The organism is Nonomuraea rhizosphaerae (assembly GCF_019396405.1).
Lineage (GTDB): Bacteria > Actinomycetota > Actinomycetes > Streptosporangiales > Streptosporangiaceae > Nonomuraea > Nonomuraea rhizosphaerae.
On record NZ_JAHKRL010000090.1, the window covers coordinates 1 to 19,042 of the forward strand.

Sequence of the window (19,042 nt, forward strand, 5' to 3'; positions counted from 1 at the left end):
CCAGCAACGAGCCCACCGTCACCACCACCTCACCGTCTGCACTCACAGTAGAAGGCGGTTCTCGGACTAAACAGTCACGACCACAAAAGCCCAGCTCAGACACTCACTGAGGAAGAGCTACACCCATCTCAGTTATGCAACAAATCTCCGCACTCGGTTCAGCGGCCGTATTCCTGGAGGCCCTCGGCCATGTGCGGCGGGTGGCGGTGGGGCGACTTGCCGTACAGCAGAAAAATCTGTCAGCGCGGAACAACGGCGGCGAGTCGCTCTGTGCGGAGCGCCTCGTAGCGGCTGTCGTCCAGGGGGGCCAGGTCGCCCGCGCGCCACGACAGGAGCAGGTCCGCCAGCGCCGGGTTGCGCGCCAGCGCCGGCCCGTGCAGGTACGTCCCCACGACGTGCCCCGCGTAGCAGCCCTCGAACCCGTCGCCGTTGCCTGTCCCCACCTTCACCTGGGACAGCGCCTTGACGCCCGGCCCGAGCCGGGTGACCCCCATGTGGTTCTCGAACCCGGTCAGAACCGGCAGCCCCAGCGCGGCGTCCACCTCGGCGACCAGCTCGCCCACCGCCCGCTGCGGCCCGCGCGAGCTGGCGATGTCGAGCAGGCCGATGCCGTCCACCGGCTGCCCCTCCTCGCCGCCGAACGTGCTGCCCATGATCTGGTACCCCGCGCACACCGCCAGCATCGCCGCCCCGCGCGCGATCGCCCGGTGCAGCCCGCCGTCCTTGCGCAGCCGCTCGGCCGCCAGGATCTGCGGGCGGTCCTCGCCGCCGCCGATGAGGTAGATGTCGCCGGTCTCCGGCACCGCGTCGGCCGAGCGCACGTACACGGTCTCGGTGTTGATGCCTCTGCGCTGCGCCCGCTGTTCGAGGACGAGGACGTTGCCCTGGTCCCCGTACGTGCTCAGCAGGTCGGGGTAGATCCAGACGATGCGCAGGGCGCTCTCAGACGGCACGGCCGAACTCCGATCGGATCTGCTGGAACGCGGTGTAGTTGGCGATCACGTCGACCCGCCCCGGCGGCTGCATGGCCAGCGCCTCCGAGAACGTGGCGCACAGCGTGAACGGCACGTCGGCGACATCCAGCCGCAACGCCAGGTCGAGCCGCCGCTCACCGGTGACGAACACCGGCCGCCCCCGCAGCACGCGGTAGTCGACGTCCCACAGCCAGGAGGTGTCACGCCCGTCGGGCCCCTGGGCGTTGACCGACAGGATGATCGGCTGGGCCGGGTCGGAGACGTCGAACGCCTCCAGCCAGCCGGCCGGGTTCTTGGCCAGCAGCAGCCGCGCGTGGCGGCCGTCGCGCTCGACCGTCGTGTAACGGCCCGCGACCGAGGTGACCTCGCGCAGGCGGGGCAGCGCCCGCTCCACCGGCAGCCCGAACGCCTCGGCCACCGCCAGCGCCATCGCGGCGTTGGAACGGTTCGCCAGGCCGGGAAGCTGGATGTCCAGCAGCCACCGCTGCCCGCGCGGGTCGACCACCGCGTCGTCGTCCAGCACCCACTGCGGCTCCGGCCGGTGGAACGTGCACTCCCGGCACGCCCAGTCGGCGTCCTTGCGGTCGAGCGGCCCGCCGCACTCCGGGCAGCACCAGGAGTCTTCCTTCCACCGCTGCCCGCCGGCGACCCACGTCACCTTCGCGGCCGTCGAGGCGCCCCAGGTGACGAGCGGATCGTCACAGTTGGCGATGACATGCGTGGGCTTGCCGGACAACGCCCTGCGCCACTTCTGCGCCAGCAGCCAGATCTCGGCCGCGCGGTCCATCTGGTCGCGGCTCAGGTTCATCAGGCAGACGACACTCGCGCCGGTCGTGTCCAGCACCTCGGGCAGGTATTTCTCGTCGACCTCCAGCACGCCGTACGGGGCGTCCTTGTTCGTCGCGAGCGCCGAGACGTGACCGGCGGGCATGTTCGCCCCGAACGCGTTCGTGGCCACCTCGCCCAGCTCCAGCAACGCCGACGTGATCAGCCGCGTCGTGGTCGTCTTGCCGTTGGTGGCGCTGACCAGAGCCAGCCTGCGGTCGCGAGCGAGCTGCCTGAGCAGGTCGGGCTCGAGCATCAGGCCGACCCGCCCGCCGATCACCGAGCCGTCGCCGCGTCCCGTCATCCTCGACAGCGTGGCGGCACTGCGGCCCAGTGCGCTGGCGAGCTGAGCCCGCAGTGGAAGCTGGGTCATGGCACAGAATCCTAGTCGGCGCTGACCGGTAGTCTGGTGGCGCACACGAAAACGCGGCTTGGTTGGGCAGCGGGCGAGCCTCCTACGCGCCGTCCGCGTCACCTTCGGCTCCAAGCCCAGCGATCCCGAGCTGCGTGAATACTTGATGTGGCATCGCGTCCACCTGCTGAAAAGGACGCCTCCCTTCCAATTCTTGCGCGGACCAGCCCGTTGCCCGCCTCCCGTTCCTGTCTTCGCGGGCACGGCGTCGTGAGGGCGCTGACCGACTCTCTGTGTGGTCTCTGTGTGCACTCTGCCTCTCTGTGTGCACACAGAGGAGCCTCTGTGTGCACACAGAGAGCCGGTCGATGTCTTGGGCGCGCTGGAGAGATTCACGCGCCATGACCGCTCTCGACCACGGCCAGAGCATCCAGCGCCCGTAAATTCCCAGGTCAAAGCTACGCACGAGGCGGACACACCGCTCACCGACACGTAGGACAGCGGTTTGCGGCGCTCTGTGTTCTCTATGTTCTCTGTGTGGTCGGACACGTCAACGAGCACACAGAGCCTGACCGATCAGGACCGGGTCGTCGTGGCCTCGTCGGCGATCCGCAGGAACTCCATCAGCTTCCACACTGACGTCGACGGGTTGTCGTCCGGCGGATCACCCAGCGCTTTGGCGCGACGGATCGCAACCTCGATGTCGTCCCAGAAATCTTCCATGCGAAGATTCGACTTGTTCCACGAAGGCAGGATCTTCAGAAGCGCTCGCTCTGCTTCCTTGGCGTTCTGGAAGGTCTTGCGGCAGTCCTTCTTGTGCAGGATGAGCCATACCTCGAAACATGGTTGCGACAGGGCGACCTCGACCCCGCACTGCTCGGCGAGCCGCGCGGCGTCAGCCACGTCGAACTCGTCCACATCACAGACGCACCAGACATGATCGTAGGCCGCGTTGAGCTTCTCGAGGCTCCGAACTCGACCAGCGCGGCCGGCGCGCAGTTCTTGATGCTCAGGTGGAACGGGCTTCCCCAGCCATTCTTCCTGAGCGCGTCGAAGTACTGCTTCTCCGTCTTGGTGCCGTTGGAGAGGACGAGCACTGTCGGCGCGCTGTTCCTGTAGGCCTTGCGTCGCTGCAGGGTCGTCTCGTGGCCCTGGCCCAGCTTCACGCCACGGGAAAAACCCTTAGGCGCCCTCTTCGATGCCACCCACTTCTCCTCGCGACGTCAATGCCTTGACGAACAGCTCATCGCTGATCTCCGGGATGGCGCCGTAGCTGCCGTTGAGGTATCGGCGTTGCCGGTTCTCCTGCTTACGTGGGTGAAAGTCGGACAAGGGGAACAGGGTCGAAGCGCCGTCGTCCCCCTTCTCCGCGAACCAGATCTGGTCGCGTCGCAGGACCTCACCGCCCTGGAGTGATCCGAGAAGGGTGGCGTCGTGCGTCGTCAGCACGAGTTGTCCGGCTCTCTGGTTGACCTCGGGGTTCTGGAACAGCCTGATGAGGCTCGCGGTCAGCACTGGATGAAGGCTCGAATCGATCTCGTCCACCAGGAGCAGCGAACCGCGGTGCAGCGCCTGCTCGGCCTTGAGCGCCAGGTCGAACAGCTGACGAGTGCCGGCCGATTGTTCGTGCCATTCCAGAAGGACGTTCCCGCGCGCACCGGCGTGGCTGAAGAGCAGGCGGGGTTCGTACGGCAACCGATGGCCCTGGGCAAGCTTGCCGGAAAGGTATTCGAGGTCAGGCTGTTCGTGCTGAGGCTCCGGCGGCCGGCTCAGCGAGACGTCCTCGATACCGACGTCGGCGGCCCTCACCAGATCGACGATCACTTTTCTGCGCGGCGGATCGTCGAGTCGATCGACATAGGCGGCCAAGGAGCGTCCCTTTGGCAGACCGTGCTGGTAACTGACCATGACATCGCGCAGGAACCAGTTGTAGACCGGCACGACGAGTTCCTGCCGCGCACGCGCGGCGATGGTCAGAAACAGCACGTTGGGCGCGGTGATGCCGGAAAGCTGGACCAGAGGCGTCTGCTGTGCCCCTTCGCCCCAACGGTAATCCTGGCCGGCGCGCTCGAAGACGATACGGCGCCTCTTGAGAGGATAGCTGTAAAGCCATTCCTCCAGGATCTGATCGTCGTCGACGGTGAAGCCGTACGTGTGGCGCACTCCGTCGAGCAGCAGGTCGGCGACATATCGCGACGGCTCCGCCGCGATCTCGGGATCCAGCCGGTACGGCGCCCGATCCACGCCCCTGTCGGGCTCCGAGTAGCGATCCGAGGACGTGACCATGTGGCAGAGGTAGGCGAGTGCGCTGATGGCGTTCGACTTGCCCGATGCGTTGGCGCCGAAGACCGCCGTCACCGGGAGGGCTGAGAACTCCTGTGGGTGGTCCGCCTCGTAGACAGGGACGAGGTTCAGCTGCTGTTCGTCTCTGAACGATCGATGGTTGGCGAAGCGGAAGCTCAGCAACACGGGGCGGTCACCTCCCTGGATCGCCGGGCTATGTGCCATTCTGTGCGAGTTAGTTGCAGAATTCAGCCTCTAGCCCTGCTGTAATCAAACCACAGGTGGTGAATCGTTGTTCTGGGGTGCGCGGGTTGGATGGCAGCTTTCACCCTCGGGCCGCAGTTGCGGAGAGTGAGGGCGGATGGCCATGGTCATGGGCTGAGCCGGGGTGTGGACTGTCTGTCGTCGATGGGCGCGGTTGCCTTCTCGATTTCGGATGAGCGCTCGGGCTGGGATGTGATCGGCGCCGGGACCGGCTGTGGGCCGGGGAGGGGGAGGGGCCGGCAGGCCCCTCGCGCGGGGGCGTCAGCCCCCGGGAGGGCGCCCGAGCGGAGCGAGGACCTTGCTTTGCGCGGGAGCGCCTGAATGAGCACGTCGAGATTCCAGGAGCGCGGAGCGCCCCCTTGCGAGCCCTTTCAGCTGGGGTCGGCGAAGGTGATCTCCGGGGCGCCGTCCTGGTCGAAGGGGAGGACGAAGCGGCGGGGCCAGGAGAGTACGCCCTCCAGCCAGCCCGCCCCCATCGTCTGTCCCACGTGCCGTAGCCGGGCCCCCGGGTCCACGCCGATCGCCACGGTGGAGATGTCGCGTTGGACGCCCTCGTTCTCGTCGTCGCCCAGGATCACCCGCCATGCCAGCGCCCGGTTGTGGTCGACCTCCATCGACAGCGGGTGGTGCCGCAGCGCCTTGGCCCGGTGCCCCAGCAGCTCGGAGTGCGCCAACTCGGAATGGGCCGGTCCTGAATGAGCCGGTCCTGAATGAGCCGGTCCCGGGTGTGTGGCGCCGGAAGGGCTCAGGCCCGCCGAGCTGCCGTTCGCCGTGTTCCGGAACAGCGCGTACTCCATGGGCGGCGCCGGGTTGCGCAGGTTCGGCGCCGGCTGCCCGTACGGGAACAGCCTGTCGACCTCGTGCAGCCACCGCACCTGCGGGATGACCCACGAGGCCCCGGGACGTTCGCCGCCGCTGTCGAGGGCGCCCAGCAGCCGGGTGGCCGTCTCGGCCGCCTTCTCGGTCAGCAGCTGCGGGTCGAACCAGCTGCGCAGCGACCAGGCCCGCCGTTGCACGCAGCGTTCGACGAGGGTGGCCAGCAGGCATTCGCGCCGCCGGGCGGGCAGGTCCGACCAGGAGGCGGCCAGGGCGCGCGGGACGCCGGGCAGCGGGCGGTTGCTCACGAAGGCCAGGACGACGGTGTCGCACCAGATGCGCAGCCAGGCCCAGTCGGGGGCGTCGGCGAGGACGTCGGCCTCGCGCAGTTCGACGAGGGTGCACGCCTGCCCGGTGCGGCACTGGGCGCCGCAGGCGGCCGAGCGGCGGCCGCGGATGGGCGGGGCGGGGCTGGCCATGAGCTTCTCGCGGGACTCGCCGAGCGGCACCCGTACGCGCAGCGGCCGGTCCATGCCGTCGGCGAAGACGGCGGCCGAGCCGGGTTGCAGGGAGACGACCTGGCGGGACTGCTCCTCGCTCAGGTTCATGGCGGCGCCGACGAGCTGGCGGTCGTCCTCGGCGGGCAGGCGGTGGACGACCTTGAGCGCGGTGTTCTTGACGACGTCGGTGACGAGCTTGGTGGGGATCTGCTCGGCCACGACGATGCCCTCCCCGTACGCCCTGACCTCGGCGAGCATCCCGGCCAGGAGCTCGACGGCGTGGGTGGAGGCGCGGCCGGCGCCGCGGTCGCGCAGCAGGCGGTGGGCCTCCTCGATGACGATGACGTGGCGCAGGTCGGTGGACTTCTCCTGTCTGGCGCGCATGCGCAGGTGCTCGACGATGCGGATGATCAGCGTGCCCATGAGGAACGCCTTGTCCTCGTCGTTGGCGACGTCCTCGATGGCGAGGACGACGTTGCGCTCCAGCAGGCCGCCGATGTCGGCGGGGTGGCCGCCCTCGAAGAAGCGCCCGGCGGAGCCGACGCGCAGGGAGCGCAGCCGCAGCGAGATGAAGCCTTCGACGTCGGCCTGGACCTCGCGGCCGTAGCCGATCTCCTTGATGACGTCCATGGCGTGCTGCTGGAGGAGTTCGAGGGTGGGGACGCTGGGCGGCACCTTGGAGCCGGGCACGGCGCCGCCGGTGACGACGTCCCAGCCGGTGGCCTCGTAGACGCGTTGCAGGGCCAGCGACATGATCTGCGGGAACGGCTCCTCGGCGTCGAAGGCGGCCATGAACAGCGCCCGGACCATGTCGATGTGCGCCTGTACGGGGTAGCCGGGCTCGGGCTCCAGGGGGTTGATGCTGAACGGCACCCCGGACGGCGACGACGGGTTGATCACCGTCACGGGCCCGTAGGGCTCGACGCGGCCGGCCATGGCGGCGTACTCGGACTTGGCGGGCTCGATGGCCAGCCAGGGGATGCCCGCCCGGCTGAGCTGTTCGAGCAGGTGCCTGACGGTCTGGGACTTGCCGGAGCCGGTGGCGCCGGTGACGAAGGCGTGCCGGTTCAGGGTGCTGAGCGGCACCTTGAACGACCCGACGCCGCGGTCCTGGCCGTCGAGGATCTCGCCGAGGTCCAGTTCGCCCTCGTCGGCCTCGGACGTCACGTCGAAGAACCCCGAGTCCAGCACCCGTACGCCGGGCACCTCGCGCCTGGGCAGCCCGGCCAGCGCCGCGAGGGCCCCGGCCGTGGCGGCGAAGGGCGCGGCGGCGCCGTCGGCGGGGTCCTGCATGGTGATGCCGAGCGCCTCCGACAGGGCGTACACGGCGCCCTGGGCGCTGCGCAGGCGGTAGGGGTGGTGGCTCATCTCGACGGAGCCGACGAGCACGGGGGCGATCTGCCGCAGTTCCTCGGCGGTTGCGCCGCCGGCCAGGACGCGGACGTTCCACAGCCCGGCCTCGCGGAAGGCGTCGAGCTCCTGCATGCGGCGTTCGGCGCGCTCGGCGTCGAAGCGGCTGCGCTCGGAGGCGTCCCCGTACTGGCGCAGCACGTTGAGCTGGGTGCGCAGGTGCGCGACCTCCGCGTCGAGCAGGTCCGTCGGCTCGGCCACGACCAGCCACGCGAACGGCCGCGACATGAGCGTGACCAGCGTCGCCTCGAAGAGCGTCGGCCGCTTCAGCTCGTCCGGCTCCTCGCGGCGGCCGCCCAGCGGCGGCGCCTGCCGTCCCGGGCAGGGCGTCCAGACCAGGTCGGCGAGGTCGGCCAGGTACTCCTCGTCGAGCTGCACCCCGCGCGCCCCGCCGGGGAACAGCAGCGGCTGCGGCCCCGCGGGCGCTCCAGGCGCGTCTGTGGCCCTGCGCGGCTGCCGAGGTGGTGAGAGTGGCCCGGCGTTGGTGATGAGCTCCAGCGGCGCTCCGGAGCCGCGGGAGAGCCATCCGATGACGAACGGCCGGTCACGTTGCGCCGCCGACAGCACCGCGGGCAGCACGGTGACGAAGTCCCACTCCGCCGACGAGCTTCGCGAAGGCGCGGCAATTGACTGTATTCGGTACCAGGGCCCGCTCAGCGAGACGCTCGGCTGCATTTCATCCCCCCACAGACGGTTCTCAGTAAAGTCCGCCCAGCCCCGGCGCGTCACACGGGGATTTTGACCATGTCATTGCCTCTCCTTGCGCCAGTCCAGGCGTGGCGGTGGCGGACCGAGGTTCGGCGGCGGCTCGCCGTTGTCCTCGCGCTGCTTGCCGTCGATGGCCATGACGGCGTCCCGTACGTCCTCCAGCTCGCCGAGCGTGGTCTTGGGGAAGGTGAGAATGGCCGGATTCGCGTCGGCCAGGCGCACCCGGCGGCCCTGGGCCGTGGCGTCGGTGACGATCACCGAGGTGGTGGGCAGCTGCTGGAGCTGGTGCGGCTCGACCAGGAACTCGCGCGAACGCTGCAGCACCCGTTCCTTCTCGCCCAGTTTGTCGGCCGTCCTGCCCCACTCGGTCGACTCGACGAGGTCCTCGGCGAGGTCGGCGCCGTTGTCGTCCTCGCGCTCCTCCTTGGCGTCCTCGACCTGGGCGATCGTGGAGGTGTAGCCGCCGTCGAGGCCGGGGACGGAGTCGCTGATCGTCTCGGTGAGCTGGGCCAGTTCGAGGCGGTGCTCGGTGCCGACGTGCTCGCTGGCGACCCTGGCGTCCTCGGCGTTGCCGAGCCGCATGAACGCCACTGCCGCGTGCCCCCTGCCCAGCCGCTCCCGTACGGTCGGGGTCAGGCTCCGGTACGTCAGCACCAGCCCGGTCCTGGAGGTCTCGCAGGCGTCCATGAGCCGGTCGAGCACGTCGCCGCGGAGCTTGTCGGCCCCGGCCACGATGATCGTGTGGTACCAGGGCCGGTCGGCGGCGGGCGACTGGCGCAGGATGTGGGTGAGCGCGGTGGCCACGTACGTGCCGAGCACACGGTTGCCGAACACGCCCGCCTGCCGGTCCATGCTGACCACCCTGAGCCTGGCCGGCGGCAGCCGTACGGCCTCGGTGCCGAGGGTCTCCAGCTTGCGCAGCTGTGACTCCAGCGCCCAGGCCCGCTCGATCACCACGCGGTCGCTGACCCCCCGCCCGAACAGGGTGCCGATGCGCTCCAGCTGCGTGGCGGTGATCAGCCCGAACCTCAGGTCGTCGCGCGGGTCGCCCACCTGGGCCAGCGCCCGCAGCGCGGCCGTGACCTGGTTGATCGTGGCGTTCTCGCCGAGGACCTCCAGCACCCGCTCCAGGATCGCGTTGTCGAAGCTGAGGTCGCGGGTGGTGCGGTGCTCCTCGCTCACGCTGACCACGTGGGCCAGCACGTCGGCGAACGCCTCGGGCTTGAGCGTCGCGCCCAGGTCGAGCCTGGGCAGGTCGGTGGGCAGCACCCAGACCAGCGGGTCGTCGCCGCCCTTGCGGGCCAGCTCGATCAGGTCCTTGGCGATCGCGCCCTCGGACAGGTCGAGCACGGTCAGGTGGCCGCCGCTGTAGAGGCGGGTGGCGCCGAGCAGCGTGATGAGCGCCGACCAGCCGGGCAGCGTGCCGCCGGCCACGTCGATGCGGTCGATCTCGTCGGGCACGGCGACGGCGTACCAGGCGAGCTGGCGGTCGTGGCGCTCCTTGACCTCCTGCCACTCACGGTAGCGCTGGGCGTGCTCCTCCTGGGCGCGGAACAGCTCTTTGTCACGTTCCTGCCGCTGGCGGTCGTCGCGCGCCTGCTGCTCGCTGACGCGGTAGCGGACGGCCCGGTCGCCCTGGGCGAGCGCGTAGCTGCAGACCGCCGCCCCGCCCGCGGCCAGCAGCAGGCCGACGATGGCCGCCGACCACTGCATCAGGCCGAAGCCGCCCAGCCCGACGATCAGCACGGCCAGGATGACCATGAAGATCCTGAAGATCCGCACGGGCCGGTTGAGCAGGTCCTCCTGGAAGCGCTCGCGGCGCATCAGCTCCTGGTCGGAGGGCTTGGCCCCGGCCTTCCCCTCGGCCTGCTCCTCGGCCGGCGACGGACGTTTGGGCGGCGGTCCCGGGTCAGGGTGGAGCAGGATGTACTGCCAGCCCAGGTAAATGCGGTCCGCCTGGAGCTGCGCATGCTCGGGATGCACGTCCGCCACGTGACCCTCCGGCCGCCATATGTCGTTAGTCGGGGCTGTCCCTCCGCAGTCGGGGCTGTCCCTTCGCTCCGTGACAGCGTAAGAGCTACACCCCTTGCTGCGGCAGGGTTCTCGGCAATTGAACCAGCCAGATGGGAGGATAGCGGCAGTTGGGACCAGCGGTGCCGATACCATCCATACCCATGAGGGAACCTACCGGCGGAAGCAGCAGGCCCAAACGCCCGGTAGTGGTGCCCGCGCTGGGCCTGGTAGCGGTCACCGCTCTCGGCATCACGGCCCTGCTGGGCGGCCTCGACGAGCGACCCGACCCCGCGCCCGAACAGCTGAAGACCGGGCAGCCCCTGGACCAGGGGGAGTTCGAGACCGAGTTCGTCGAGGCGAAGACGACCCTGGAGCCCGCGAAGAACCAGTTCGGCAAGGACAGGCGCTACGTCGACGTGGTGGTCAAGGTGACCAACAAGACCGACCAGACGATCTTCGTGGGCGGCCCGATCAGCGACAGGGGCTACGGCTCCGGGTTCGGCGGCACGGTGCTGAGGACGACGCCGCAGATCAACAGCAAGGTGAAGCCGGAGTTCTTCGCCATGACCGCGGGCACCAGGTCCTCCCAGCTCCACCCCGACCTCCCGACCACCGTGATCGCCCGCTACGAACTGGAGGAAGGCGCCCAGCCGCCCGCTCAGGTGGCGCTGGAGCTCGGCAGGTACGAGGACTTGGAGAACCGGCTGACAGGCGTCCACACCTGGCTCCTGGAGACCAAGTACGGCTACCTCGACAAGGCCTTCCAGAACAAGGTCGTCGCCAGGATCACACTGCCGGTCAAGCCGGAGGGTGTGTGATGACCGCCACCCAGCAGCAGGTCGTGGCGCCCCAGGGGACGCGCCGCCAGCCGCCGCGCCGAGGCGTCGGCACCGTCGTGCTGAACACCGTCGTCGGGCTGGCCCTGGCGGCCGGGGCGGTGGGCCTCCAGACGCTGGCGCTGTCGACGGAGGAGAAGAGCGCGTCGCTCACGTACGTGGGGGTGAAGGACCAGGTGGTGGACGCCGGGAGGTTCGCCGTCCGGTTCAAGCGGGCGCTCTCCGCCAAGTCGGTCAAGAGCTCCCTGGTCACAGCGCAGACCGACCAGGTGTTCCTGGTGATCGAGGCCGAGGCCACGGTGCCCAAGACGCCCCTGAAGCTGGCGCTGCCCGTCCTGCTGGCCGCCGACGGCAAGAAGTACGACGCGACCGACAAGGTCACCAAGTCCGACACGTTGTCCGAGGTGTGGATCCAGCCGGGCTGGTGGGCCAAGGGCCGGTTCGTCTTCGAGGTGCCGCCCTCGGCGCTGGCCGGCGCCAAGGCGATCTTCCAGTTGCCGGCCGGCGGCTTCTACCCCGAGCCGCTGCAGCCGGAGGCGCAGGTCGACCTCGGCATCGACGAGGCGGCGGCCAAGCAGCTCGCCTCGGCGCCCGCGGAGGTCTTCGACATGAGCCAGAAGAAGAATTGGTAGGGCGATGAGCACCGACGACCCTCGGCGCGACTGGTTCTCCCCTCCTCCCGGCCAGCCGCCCGCTCAGCCTGCCCAGCCGTCCGGGCCGCCGCAGCCTCATCCCCAAGGGCAGGGCCAGCCTCCTGGCCAGGGCGGCCAGCAGCCCCAGCGCCCGCGCAGGAGCCAGCGGCGGCGCCCGCAGCCCAACACCCAGCCGCAGCCGCGCCGTAACCGCCCGCCGCGCCCCGACCAGCAGGTGTGGCCGCCCGCCGCCCGTTCCGAGCCGCTGACGAGCTCGACGCAGCCGATCCCGGCCATCCCCAGCGCGGGCCCGCTGCCCATGCAGCACTACCGCCCGCCAACGGCCCCGCCCCCCGGACCGCCTCCCGGAGAGGCCCCGCCTCCCGGCAGTGCCCCGCCACCCGGCAGTGGCCCGCCGCCTGTCGGTGGCCCGCCGCCCGCGGGTGGTCCGGCCCTCGCGGGTGGCCTGCCTCCCGGCAGCGGCGCGCCCCTCATGGAAGGCCCCCCGCCCGCCGGCGGCCCGCTCCCCGGGGACGGTCTGCCCCCGCCTCCCGGGAACGCCCGGCCTCCCGCCGGCACGCCCCCCAAGAAGCCCCGCACGCTCCTGCTGGGCGTGGGCGCGGTGGTGGCCCTGCTGATCGGCGTCGGCGCCCCCACGGTGGACGCCTACATCTACTACAAGGGCGGCCGGCCGGACGAGACCCCGCACGTGGTCGAACGCGGGCAGGCGCTGACGTTCGGGCACGTGTCGTGGAAGGCGGCCGTCGAGCCCATGGAGGCCCCGAAGGACTCCAACCCGGCCCCTGACCGGCAGTGGCTGAAGATCACCGTCACCCGCGCGGCCGTCGACGACGACGGCGCCGTGATGACCGCCCAGCCCCAGCTCAGCATGCACGACAAGCAGGGCCGCTCGTGGCAGACCTCGATCATGGAGAGCAACGTCCCGACCGACAAGAACCCGGTCGGCAAGCCGTTCACCTACACCTTCGCCTCGCTCGTCCCCAAGAACGTCTCCGACGAGGTCGAGCTGCACCTGGAGTTCAGCACGACGTACCGGCAGGACACGCCGACGGAGAAGCTGCTGGAGATCACGCCGGAGCTGGAGGCGGCGGCCAAGCGCAAGGACGTGCTGGTCTTCAGGCGGTGATGTCCTCGCCGCGCAGCCGCGCCCTGGTGGCCGCGATGTCGAAGGTCGCGGCCAGCGTGGCGAAGCTCAGGATGGTGACGATCATGTCCTTGAGGAACACCAGGGGCCAGTCCAGGACGTACCAGAAGTACGGCTGGTAGGAGCCGATCACCGTGCGGATCACCCGGTCCAGGTAGTCGAACCCCACGTGCAGGCCCACGTAGATCAGGCACATCAGCCCGAACAGCGTCGCGCCGGCCCTGAGCGTGATCCTGAAGGCGTTGACCACGGGCACCCAGCGCTCCTGGAAGCCGCCCACGACCCGCTCCATGGCCTTCTGGGTGACCTGGTGGCTGTCCTCCAGCCGCTCGACGCCGCGCTCCAGCCGGCCCGCGCCGCGCACCGCTCTGCGGGTGTCGTCGACCGCCGCGGCGCCGAAGACGAGCACCGCGATGGCCAGCCAGGTCAGCGGCACCGCCAGCGCGTCCAGGATGTACGGCTTCGTCGCGCCCAGCCAGGTCCAGAAGGCGTCCCAGCCCGGCACGGTCTCCTTCGCGTGGTCCCAGAGCTGGGTGGTGCTCTCCGAGACGGCGCGGTGCTCGGCCCAGTCGAGGCGGGCGCTGGTGAAGTTGAACAGGGCGTTCAGTCCGCAGAACACGAACGAGAACTCCGCGAAGGCCGCCGCCACGCCGGACAGCCGGCCCGATCCCTGCTCCGCCATGCGGCCGAACAGCACCCGCAGCCCGAAGGTCACCACCATGGCCGCGAGTGACCACCGCCAGTCGAGGTCGACGAGGCCGCGGCCGTAGGTCGTCTCGTTGCTGGTGTTGTTGGCGATGTTGTTGAAGATCGTCTTGTAGAAGTCGGAGTCCACGTTGTGGAACAGCTCGACCTGCTGGTAGTCGCGCGCGTCCTGGAGGTGCAGCTCCCAGGCCAGGTAGATGACGGCGAACGCGGGGCCGATCCGGTTGAGCGAGCGCCAGAACGGCTCCGGCGACTGCCCCGCCGCCAGGCGGGCCCGTCCCTCCCAGGACACGCGGCGCAGGCTCAGGAACATGCCCGTGATCATCGTCATGGAGATCAGCACGACCAGCGTCAGCATGGCGATGCTGACGATCAGCCGCACCTGGCGCCAGTCGCCGTGGGAGATCTCGGTGGCCCCGTAGAGCAGGGCCCAGCGGGCGGCCTGCGCGGCCGAGTACCAAAGGACCAAGGGCAGCAGGCAGCGACCCGCCAGGCGTAGCGCGTGGACGGGCAGCGAGAAGGGTGACGGCATCCCCTGAGCCGGCGTTGGCCCAGGTCGGGGAGGTGCCATCACTCCTGACGAACCGGACATCTGGAGAATCGTATCGGTCTGTCGCAGATGCCGCAGCCGTAACCCTGGATGATTGGGTCTGCGACGGTCCGTCATTTCCGCCGATTCTGCGGCACGATGGCGGCATGGAACCGCCCGCACTGGACACAGACCCGCGCGTCGTGGGAGAGCGGGTGCGACTGCTGCGGCAGGCGCGCGGAGTCTCGCTCTCCGAGCTCGCCAAGCGCGCCAAGATCGGCAAGGCGACCCTGTCCGGTGTGGAGACGGGCACCCGGAACCCCACCCTGGAGACGCTCTGGGCCATCACCGCCCAGCTCGGAGTGCCGATCGGCGCGATACTCGACTCGCCGCCATCGCCCCAGGTGGTGCGGGGCACGGCGGTCGAGGCGGCGCTGCTGGAGGTGTTCGAGGAGGTGGGGGTGACCTACGAGCTGTACCGGCTGCGCCTGCCGCCCGGGATCACCCAGACCTCGCCCGCGCATCTGGAGGGGACCAGCGAGCACATCACCGTCTTCAGCGGCACGCTGATCGCCGGCCCGGTGGACGCGCCGCTGACGGCCGGGCCCGGCCACCACATCTCATGGGTCTCCGACGTCCCGCACGGCTACCGGGCGATCGGGCCCGAGGAGGTCCGCGCGTCCCTGCTGATGCGCTACCCCGCCGCCGCCTGAGCGGCGACGGGCCGGCACGTGCGGCAGGGACGGTACCCGGCCGCCTCGGCCCGCGCCACGCTGCGGAACCCATGCCGGTGCGCGGCCGTGATCCGCCGGGCGTTGTGGCAGGTGGGGAAGCACACCACCCCGGTCGTGTCGCTGGCCAGGTAGAACACCCGCTCCCGCGCCAGCTCCCGCAGCCTCTCCAGGTCCACCCCCTCGGCCAGCAGCACCCGCTCCTTGGCCGCGCCCCCGAACATGTACTCGCCGGCCCCGCCGTCGAACCTGATCACCCGGTGGCACGGGACGAGCAGCGGCACCGGGTTGCCGCCCAGAGCCGTCCCCACGGCGCGCACCGCCTTGGGCCGGCCGATCCTGGCGGCGATCCAGCCGTACGGCCGCACCTCGCCCCTGGGGATCGTCCGGACGGCCAGCAGCACGTCCCGCTGGAAGTCGCTCAGCCCGCGCAGGTCGAGGCCCACCCGCGAGGAGCGGCCGTCGCGCAGCGCGGGCACCAGCCCGGCGGGCGGCCGGGCGGCGGGCAGCAGGGGGCGTCCCACCCGCTTCCTGAAGTCCTCGGCGAACCCCCGCGCCGGGCGCACGTACGCCACCCCGTGATCGGTGAACGCCGCGGCCACCTCCCCCAGCGGGCTCGGCGCGGTGATCCACCGTGCGGCGATCCGGTCGAGCAGCCCGTCGGGCGCGTCGGCGGCCAGCGCCCCCAGCTCCTCGATCAGCCGATCCTGTGCCGTCTCCTGTGTCATCGCACACCTCCAAGCTGACGCAGCCGCTTCAACCCGCGCGAGACGTGCGACTTCACCGTCCCCTGCGGGATCCTCAGCACGGTGGCGATCTCACTGACCGGCAGGTCGGCGACGTGCCTGAGCACCACCGCCGCCCGCTGCTCCTCCGGCAGCAGCCCGAGCAGCTCGGCGAGCCGCTCCCCGGCCTCGTGCCGCACCGCCGTGTCCTCGACGCTCTCGCCCGGGTCCACGGTCTCCACGGGCTCCTCCCGCAGGTCGGGCGGCGGTTTGCGGACGCGGGTCCGTACGCAGTTGCGCCAGGTGTTCATCAGGATGGTCAGCAGCCACGCCCGCGGCTGCAGGGCGGCGATCCGGTCCGGCCCGTACCCGGCCAGCGCCCGGTAGGCCCGCAGGAACGTCTCGGCGGTGAGATCCTCGGCGTCGGCCCGCCGCCCGCTCATCCGCAGCGCGGTGGAGAAGACCACGCAGCGATAGGCGCCGTACATCTCGGCGAAGCCCTCGTCGAGGTCGCCGAGCAGCGCCTTGCGCACCGGGTCGAGACAGTCGAAATCCCTCACACTGGCTACAACACCGCCGATCCCGGTTCCGTTGCACATCTCACCGCTCGGGCGGTCTCACCGTCTTGTTTCGGCGGCCGGCCCCGTGCGGGCTCAGCGGCCGTGTCCCTGGAGGTCCTCAGCCATGTGCGGCGACTGGGTCTTCGTCGGCCTGCCGTACAGGAGAAAGAAAGGACCCGCAGGAAGCGAAAAGGACGGCGGAAAAGCCGAAGGCCCGCGTCCGTGAACGGACGCGGGCCTTCCTCAGCTCTCAGACCCGACAGCTCTCAGACCCGACAGCTCTCAGACCGCGACGGCGAGCTGCGACACCTCGCCCAGCCTCGCCTCGACCTGTACGTCGCGCGTGACCCCGCCACCCGCGATGATGCGCACCGTCCACTCGCCGGGAGCCGCGAAGAAGCGGAACACCCCGTCGTCGGACACCACGACCTCCCCGGTGAACTCACCGGAGCCGTCGAGCAGTCGCGCGTACGCCGTGCTGGCGCCGGTCACCACACCCTGGATCACGGCCTGGTTGGACAGATCGATCCCGGCCGGCAGCGTGATGGTCTGCTCCGGTGCTCCGCAACCCTGCGCGGTGGTCATCAGCGGGCCTCCCCCAGCTCGATCGGCACGCCCACGAGCGAGCCGTACTCGGTCCACGAACCGTCGTAGTTCTTCACGTTCTCCTGGCCGAGCAGCTCGTGCAGCACGAACCAGGTGTGCGCGGAACGCTCGCCGATGCGGCAGTAGGCGATCGTGTCCTTGCCGAAGTCGACGCCCGCCTCGCCGTACAGCGTGCGCAGGTCGTCGTCGGTCTTGAAGGTGCCGTCGTCGTTGGCCGCCTTGGACCACGGGATGTTGCGGGCGGTGGGCACGTGGCCACCGCGCTGCGCCGACTCCTGCGGCAGGTGGGCCGGGGCGAGCAGCTTGCCGGAGAACTCGTCGGGCGAGCGGACGTCGACCAGGTTGAGCTTGCCGATCGCGGCCACCACGTCGTCGCGGAAGGCGCGGATCGCGCTGTCCTGCTCCTGGGCGCTGTAGGTGGTCCGGTCGCGCTGCGGCACGTCCTTGACCAGCTCGCGCGAGTCGAGCTCCCACTTCTTGCGCCCGCCGTCGAGCAGCTTGACGTTGTCGTGGCCGTACAGCTTGAAGTACCAGTACGCGTAGGCCGCGAACCAGTTGTTGTTCCCGCCGTAGAGAACGACCGTGTCGTCGTTGGAGATGCCGCGCTCGGACAGCAGCGCCTCGAACCCTGTCCTGTCCACGAAGTCGCGGCGGACCGGGTCTTGGAGGTCCTGCTTCCAGTCGACCTTCACGGCGCCACGGATATGGCCCTTGTCATAGGCGCTGGTGTCTTCGTCGACCTCGACGAGGACGACTCCGGGGGTGTCGAGTTTGGCCTCGACCCAGTCGGCATCCACCAGGGCGGCGGAGCGGCTCATTGGGGAACCTCCAATTTGGCGGCGGGCAGTAGACGGCGAAGGAGCAGATACGTTTCGCAGCCAAGGCAGAATCCGAAGGCTGCGTTGAGGAAGGCGGCGAGTAGGGCCGCCGCCGTGGCCCCGAGGGCGAGCGGCGTGATCCCGAGGAGATATCCGGCCAGCCCCGCGACCGCGAAGGCGAGCCCGACCCCTTGCGCGAAGCGCGGCGGGCGGGCGTCCTCCGTCTCCTTCGGAGCGCTCTTGACGAGCGCCTTGAAGAGCATCCCGTACGGTGAGCGACCGGCCGCGCCGAGCGCGAAGACCAGCGCCTGGGCGGCGAGCAGCACGGTGGCGGCAAGCGGCCAGACACTCCCCGCCGCCAGGACGAGGGCGAGGATCACGGTCGTAATGGCCGCGCTGAAGCGCAGCGCTCTGGGGTCGGCACGCATCGCGGGATGCTCCTGAAGGGTCGGATTTGGGGCGGATCGGATGTCCGCGCGAGACCGTCCTCAGGCAGCGCGACAGAGCGCGGTAGCGACGCGGCAGAAATCAACCGCGCGCCGCTTCGTCAGCAGCTCTGTCGATGGGTTCATGCCGACGACACTACCCGCCGTCTCGGCATCTGTCACATCTCGTCCGGGTTATGAGACGACTCGTGAGACGACCCGTGAGACACCGCGCCGGCAAGGGCCGCGAGGACCTCTTCCTTACGTGGCTGCCCAGAGGCCCTTTTCACGATATTTCCGGAGCTGTCGAGGACGAGAACCGTCGGCGTCCGCATGATGTCCAGCCGCCTGACGAGATCCAGCCGTGACTCGGCGTCGATCTCGACGTGCGCCACTCCGGGCACGATCCCGCTCACGTCGGCCAGCACCCGCCGGGTCGCCCGGCACGGCTGGCAGAACGCCGTCGAGAACTGCACCAGCGTCGCCCGCTCCCCGAGCCCGGCCCCGAGGTCGGCCTCGGTGAGCCCGTCAGGGGCCGGGGCCACGTCACGCACTCTGCCGTCGCGGCGCAGCTTCACCACCCCGATCACCGTGCCCAGCGCCAGCGTGGCCAGCACCACCCAGAGTCCTGTCATCCTCAGGTGCAACCGCGGGCGGGCCGGATTACTTCCGCTTCGGGACCGGGATCTTGACGAGCACCTTCCCGGCCGCGTCGACGATCTCGAAGCGGGCGATCTGGCTCAGCGGGATGTACGTCTGGCGCGGGAAAACCGCCATGTCCCGATATGTCTCACGATTGACGACCCAGGTGGGGGTGGACTCGCGCTCGCCGCCCTTCCCGTACACCACCAGCCCGCACGTCGTGCCGACCGGGACACCGGTGACCCGCACCGAGAGCTGGGTCATGCCGTCGGCGGCGAAGGCCGCGACGTGCGCGTAGTAGCCCTTGGCCTCGTTCTCGCCGGGGAACTCGCGCCCAGGCGCCGTCGCCCGCGCCGAGGCCGACGGAGCGGGGGACGCCTTGAGTGCGTAGTCCTGGGTGGGGCTGTCCGCGTCCCGCATGGTGCTGTCGGCCGCCGACTTCGACTCCGCCTCGCGCGGGACCTGGGACGTGGGCGAGGCGGCGGCGGGCGCGGCGGGCCTCTGCTCCGCGGTGTTCGCCCGC

The 19,042-nt window shown here is 70.2% G+C and carries 18 protein-coding genes and 1 pseudogene; 4 read left to right on the plus strand and 15 right to left on the minus strand.

Annotated features, from left to right (window positions below; all coding sequences use genetic code 11):
- Positions 1–239: 239 nt before the first annotated feature.
- From KME77_RS04290 to KME77_RS04315, 6 genes and pseudogenes are all read right to left on the minus strand, one after another.
- Positions 240–953, minus strand: coding sequence for a type 1 glutamine amidotransferase (locus KME77_RS04290; protein WP_219462165.1), 714 nt, complete (start codon positions 951–953; stop codon positions 240–242).
- Positions 943–2,172: a MurT ligase domain-containing protein gene (locus KME77_RS04295; RefSeq protein ID WP_219462168.1), complete on the minus strand. Its 1,230-nt coding sequence runs from the start codon at positions 2,170–2,172 to the stop codon at positions 943–945. The genes KME77_RS04290 and KME77_RS04295 overlap by 11 nt, the downstream gene beginning before the upstream one ends.
- A gap of 555 nt (positions 2,173–2,727) precedes the next feature.
- Positions 2,728–3,225 (minus strand): annotated as a pseudogene (locus KME77_RS04300) (RloB family protein); the annotation flags it as partial.
- A gap of 108 nt (positions 3,226–3,333) precedes the next feature.
- Complete coding sequence (locus KME77_RS04305; RefSeq protein ID WP_219462170.1) at positions 3,334–4,620, minus strand: AAA family ATPase; 1,287 nt, start codon at positions 4,618–4,620, stop codon at positions 3,334–3,336.
- A gap of 449 nt (positions 4,621–5,069) precedes the next feature.
- Positions 5,070–8,099 (minus strand): ATP-binding protein, encoded by a 3,030-nt coding sequence (locus KME77_RS04310; protein ID WP_219462172.1) that lies wholly within the window; start codon positions 8,097–8,099, stop codon positions 5,070–5,072.
- A 72-nt stretch (positions 8,100–8,171) separates the two neighbouring features.
- A complete protein-coding gene (locus tag KME77_RS04315) occupies positions 8,172–10,115 on the minus strand; it encodes a hypothetical protein (protein ID WP_308250541.1) in 1,944 nt (647 codons plus the stop codon).
- Positions 10,116–10,306: 191 nt separating this feature from the next.
- On the opposite strand from KME77_RS04315, the gene KME77_RS04320 reads away from it, so the two are divergent.
- Genes KME77_RS04320 through KME77_RS04330 form a run of 3 tightly spaced genes read left to right on the plus strand, consistent with a single transcriptional unit; the run spans position 10,307 to position 12,760 of the window.
- Complete coding sequence (locus tag KME77_RS04320; RefSeq protein ID WP_219462176.1) at positions 10,307–10,963, plus strand: hypothetical protein; 657 nt, start codon at positions 10,307–10,309, stop codon at positions 10,961–10,963.
- Entirely contained in the window at positions 10,963–11,613 is a 651-nt protein-coding gene (locus KME77_RS04325) for a hypothetical protein (RefSeq protein WP_219462179.1), read from the plus strand. The genes KME77_RS04320 and KME77_RS04325 overlap by 1 nt, the downstream gene beginning before the upstream one ends.
- Before the next feature lie 4 nt (positions 11,614–11,617).
- Positions 11,618–12,760 carry a hypothetical protein gene (locus KME77_RS04330; RefSeq protein ID WP_219462200.1) on the plus strand — a complete coding sequence of 381 codons (1,143 nt, stop codon included), beginning with the start codon at positions 11,618–11,620 and terminating at the stop codon, positions 12,758–12,760.
- On the opposite strand, the gene KME77_RS04335 is transcribed toward KME77_RS04330, so the two are convergent.
- Positions 12,750–14,015, minus strand: coding sequence for a hypothetical protein (locus tag KME77_RS04335; RefSeq protein ID WP_219462181.1), 1,266 nt, complete (start codon positions 14,013–14,015; stop codon positions 12,750–12,752). The genes KME77_RS04330 and KME77_RS04335 overlap by 11 nt on opposite strands.
- 164 nt (positions 14,016–14,179) lie before the next feature.
- Between KME77_RS04335 and KME77_RS04340 the strand changes: the two genes are divergently transcribed.
- Positions 14,180–14,725, plus strand: coding sequence for a helix-turn-helix domain-containing protein (locus tag KME77_RS04340; RefSeq protein WP_219462184.1), 546 nt, complete (start codon positions 14,180–14,182; stop codon positions 14,723–14,725).
- Here the strand turns inward: KME77_RS04340 and KME77_RS04345 are convergent.
- The 8 genes from KME77_RS04345 to KME77_RS04375 all read right to left on the minus strand — a co-directional run.
- Positions 14,707–15,471 carry a methylated-DNA--[protein]-cysteine S-methyltransferase gene (locus KME77_RS04345; protein WP_219462185.1) on the minus strand — a complete coding sequence of 255 codons (765 nt, stop codon included), beginning with the start codon at positions 15,469–15,471 and terminating at the stop codon, positions 14,707–14,709. The genes KME77_RS04340 and KME77_RS04345 overlap by 19 nt on opposite strands.
- Complete coding sequence (locus tag KME77_RS04350; RefSeq protein WP_308250542.1) at positions 15,468–16,028, minus strand: RNA polymerase sigma factor; 561 nt, start codon at positions 16,026–16,028, stop codon at positions 15,468–15,470. The genes KME77_RS04345 and KME77_RS04350 overlap by 4 nt, the downstream gene beginning before the upstream one ends.
- A gap of 282 nt (positions 16,029–16,310) precedes the next feature.
- Complete coding sequence (locus KME77_RS04355) at positions 16,311–16,613, minus strand: DUF1416 domain-containing protein (protein WP_219462189.1); 303 nt, start codon at positions 16,611–16,613, stop codon at positions 16,311–16,313.
- A complete protein-coding gene (locus KME77_RS04360; RefSeq protein ID WP_219462191.1) occupies positions 16,613–17,452 on the minus strand; it encodes a sulfurtransferase in 840 nt (279 codons plus the stop codon). Before KME77_RS04360 ends, KME77_RS04355 begins: the two co-directional genes overlap by 1 nt.
- Positions 17,449–17,880: a DUF4395 domain-containing protein gene (locus tag KME77_RS04365; RefSeq protein WP_219462195.1), complete on the minus strand. Its 432-nt coding sequence runs from the start codon at positions 17,878–17,880 to the stop codon at positions 17,449–17,451. The genes KME77_RS04360 and KME77_RS04365 overlap by 4 nt, the downstream gene beginning before the upstream one ends.
- Positions 17,881–17,940: 60 nt before the next feature.
- The gene (locus tag KME77_RS30460) at positions 17,941–18,024 is read right to left on the minus strand and encodes a putative leader peptide (RefSeq protein WP_350668905.1); all 84 of its coding nucleotides are present in this window, start codon (positions 18,022–18,024) and stop codon (positions 17,941–17,943) included.
- Between the two features lie 32 nt (positions 18,025–18,056).
- The gene (locus tag KME77_RS04370; RefSeq protein ID WP_219462197.1) at positions 18,057–18,512 is read right to left on the minus strand and encodes a thioredoxin family protein; all 456 of its coding nucleotides are present in this window, start codon (positions 18,510–18,512) and stop codon (positions 18,057–18,059) included.
- Between the two features lie 28 nt (positions 18,513–18,540).
- Positions 18,541–19,042 (minus strand): hypothetical protein (locus tag KME77_RS04375; RefSeq protein ID WP_219462198.1); only part of this gene is annotated, 502 nt, incomplete at its 5' end.